This is a genomic window from Streptomyces sp. NPDC127117, assembly GCF_042677325.1.
In the GTDB taxonomy this organism is placed as follows: domain Bacteria; phylum Actinomycetota; class Actinomycetes; order Streptomycetales; family Streptomycetaceae; genus Streptomyces.
The window spans coordinates 30,366-33,867 of sequence record NZ_JBHXTM010000009.1 but is presented as its reverse complement, the minus strand read 5'-3'; the positions used below and the strand labels follow the sequence as shown (position 1 = coordinate 33,867).

2 protein-coding genes are annotated in these 3,502 nt (G+C 72.8%); both read left to right on the top strand.

What is annotated here, in order from left to right; translation table 11 throughout:
* Positions 1 to 175: 175 nt before the first annotated feature.
* Positions 176 to 2,119 carry a TerD family protein gene (locus tag ACFVH0_RS10710; RefSeq protein ID WP_385819227.1) on the top strand — a complete coding sequence of 648 codons (1,944 nt, stop codon included), beginning with the start codon at positions 176 to 178 and terminating at the stop codon, positions 2,117 to 2,119.
* 263 nt (positions 2,120 to 2,382) lie between these two features.
* Entirely contained in the window at positions 2,383 to 3,375 is a 993-nt protein-coding gene (locus tag ACFVH0_RS10705) for a TerC family protein (protein ID WP_385819226.1), read from the top strand.
* Positions 3,376 to 3,502: the final 127 nt, after the last annotated feature.

Below are 3,502 nucleotides of genomic sequence, written 5' to 3'. Positions count from 1 at the left end.
GGGGGGGGGGGGGCGCCCCGGCCCGCCCCCCCCACCCGACCCCCCTCCGAGCCGGTACACATCGGTACCCGCAGCTCCCGGAGGCATCGGCCGCCGGGAGCTGCACCACATCGCGCCGCACCGCACGCGGCACGACGCGCAGTACGCAGCAGCGAATCGTCGAGGGGACAGGGCAATGACGGCCGAGCTGGTCCGGGGGCAGAACCACACCTTGCCCCAGACCCGTCTGGAGATCCGGGTATCGGCCGGCACGCCCGTCGTGGCCGGTGCCACGCTCGGCGACGAGAGCGGCACGGTGCGCGGCACCGAATGGATCGCCCACCCGGGATCGCCCCAGCTCCCCGGGCTCGAAGTGTCCAGGCAGGCCGCCGCCGACCACCGGCTCGCCGTGGACCTCGACGCCCTGCCCGGCCAGGTGCACCGGGTCACCGTACTGCTGGCCCTGCCGACCGGCGTCGGCGGACCGGTCCGGTTCGGTGCCGTCGCCTCCCCGTTCGTCGCCGTCACCGGGCTCGACGGCACCGAGATCGCCACCTTCACGCTCACCGGTCTGGACACCGAATCCGCGGTCGCGGCCCTGGAGCTGTACCGCAGGCAGGGCGCCTGGAAGGTACGCGCCGTCGGCCAGGGCTACGCGGGCGGGCTCGACGCCATGCTCGCCGACCAGGGTGTGCCCCGCGCCGCCGAGCTGGCCCGCTCCATCCAGGACGCGGTCACCCGGGCGATGGCCCGCTCGGTCGCCCCGCCCCCGCCGCGCACCCCGGACGCCGACCGGGTCGCCCCCGGCGCGGGCGCACCCGGCCCGGTACCGCCCCCGGACGGCCGCCGGCCCGCCCCCCAGCCGCCCGAGCCGCTCGCGGAGCCCGCCACCCCGCCGCCCGGCGCCACGACGGGCGGGCCCATCAACTACGCCCACCCGCGCCGCCGGCCGGCCGCACCCCCGCCGCCCCCGCCCACCGCGCCGCCCGCCGAGCCGGGCCGCCCCGCACAGCCCGTCGCCGGGGACGCGACCGGCTGGTCCATGGACGAGCGCCTCTACAACCAGATCTGGGGCATGTTCGAGGACCTGGCCCGCACCACCGCCGCCTATCGCAGCGCTGTCGACTTCGCCGAGTCCCGCATGGAGCAGGAGCTCGACCGCACTCTGTCCGACCCCCGCAGCCGGATCGGCGGCGCGGGGGACCGGGCCCGCGAGCAGGCCCGCGCCAAGCGCGACGAGCTGACCACACGCGCCCGCGAGGTCCTCGACCGCGACCTCGCCCAGCTCGTCGCCGAGGCCGCCGTGGTGGAACCCGCGCTGCCCGCAGCGTTCGCGGGCTGGGACAACCCCGTCTGGCACGCCTACCGCGTCCCCATGGAGATCCCCATGGCGCTGCGCATCGGCGACCTCCACCTGCCCGAGAACCCCGCCCTGCACATCCCGCTGCTGGTCCGGCTTCCGCTGGAGCGCGGGATGTGGATCGACAGCGGCCGTACGACGTCCGACGCCGCAGCCCTGATGGACAGCGCCCGGCTGCGCACCCTCGCCATGGAGTGCGCGGTCGCGCATGCCGCCCGGCTGCTGGCGGTCTATCCGGCCGACGAGTTCTCGGTCCATGTCATCGACCCCGCGGGCTCCGCGGCCGGAGCGCTCGCCCCTCTGGTCCGGTCCGGGGCGCTCGCCGGGCCGCCCGCCTCCGGAGCCGGGGGAGTGGCCTCGGTCCTCGCCCGGCTCACCCGCCGTGTCGACCTGGTGCAGATGGCGATCCGGGCCGGCGCCACCGACTCGCTCCCGCCGGACCTGGACACCGGCGAGCAGCTGCTGATCGTCAACGACTTCCCGCACGGCTTCGACGACCGCGCCGTCACCCAGCTGCGCTACCTCGCCGACGAGGGGCCCTCGGTCGGCGTCCATCTGATGATGGTCGCGGACCGGGAGGACGCCAGTGCGTACGGGCCGGTGCTCGACCCGCTGTGGCGCTCGCTGCTGCGCGTCACCCCGGTCGCCGACGACCACCTGGCCGACCCCTGGGTGGGCCACGCCTGGACGTACGAACCGCCCCGGATGCCGCCGGGCAGCCGGGTCCTGGAGCAGGTGCTCGCCAAGGTGGCGGCCGCCCGCCGCCCTCGGCGCCCCTGACGACCGGGCACGGCGCCGACTGACGCATACCCCCTGACCTGCGCTTTTGAAAGATCTTTACCCTCGTCTTTACCTTTCCTTGGTAATCCCTGTACTGTTCTTTGGGCGGAGGGGAGTACTCCCATACGCGGCGTACCCGTCAATACGGACCGTGACCGGTCCCGGGGCGCCGGCCCGTGGCGCGCAGCCCGCGCGCCCGGGTGGAAGAGACCTCCGGCAGCGACGACGCTGATCAGTAGCCGTAGCGAACTGCCGGAGGCGCAGTGGACGTTTCATGGACCCTCTGGGTGCTGACCATTCTTGGTCTGTCAGCCCTTATCGCCGTCGACTTCTTCATCGGGCGCAAGCCCCATGACGTGACGACAAAGGAAGCCGGAATCTGGACGATCGTCTGGATCGCGCTGGCCGTCCTCTTCGGGCTCGGTCTGCTGGTCTTCGGCGAGAGCCAGGCCTCGGGCGAGTTCTTCGCCGGCTTCATCACCGAGAAGTCGCTCAGTGTCGACAACCTCTTCGTCTTCGTCCTGATCATGGCGAAGTTCTCGGTGCCCTCACACCTCCAGCAACGGGTGCTGCTGGTCGGCGTGCTGATCGCGCTGGTGCTGCGGGCGATCTTCATCGCCGCCGGTGCCGCGGTGATCGCCAACTTCTCGTGGGTCTTCTACATCTTCGGCGCGTTCCTGATCTACACCGCCTGGAAGCTCATCCAGGAGGCGCGGGCCGACGAGGAAGAGGAGGCGTTCGAGGAGAACCGTCTCCTCAAGACGATCGAGCGCCGCTTCGGGGTGGCCGACCGCTACCACGGCACCAAGCTCTTCATCCGGAACAACGGCAAGCGAGTCCTGACGCCGCTGATGGTCGTCATGCTCGCCATCGGCACCACCGATGTGCTGTTCGCCCTGGACTCCATCCCGGCGATCTTCGGCCTGACCCAGGACCCGTACATCGTCTTCACCGCCAACGCCTTCGCCCTGATGGGGCTGCGGCAGCTGTACTTCCTGATCGGCGGGCTGCTGAAGAAGCTGGTCCACCTCAGCTACGGACTCTCGGTCATCCTCGGCTTCATCGGGGTGAAGCTGGTGCTGCACGCGCTGCACGAGTCCGGAGTGCACGTCCCCGAGATCTCCATCCCGGTGTCGCTCGGCGTCATCTGCGGCGTGCTGGTGATCACCACGATCACCAGCCTCATCGCCAGCAGGAAGCAGGCCCGGGCGGAGTCGGACGAGGCCGCCGACAAGGGCGCAGGCATCGACGCCTGACCCCGTCGGACGGCCCGGCGGCCGTCCGGCACGGACAGGAACCGGCCCGGCCGGGGGGGGGGGCCCCCCGGGGGGGGCCCCCCCCCGGGGGGTTGGGGGGGGGGGGGGCGCCGGGGCCCACCCCCGG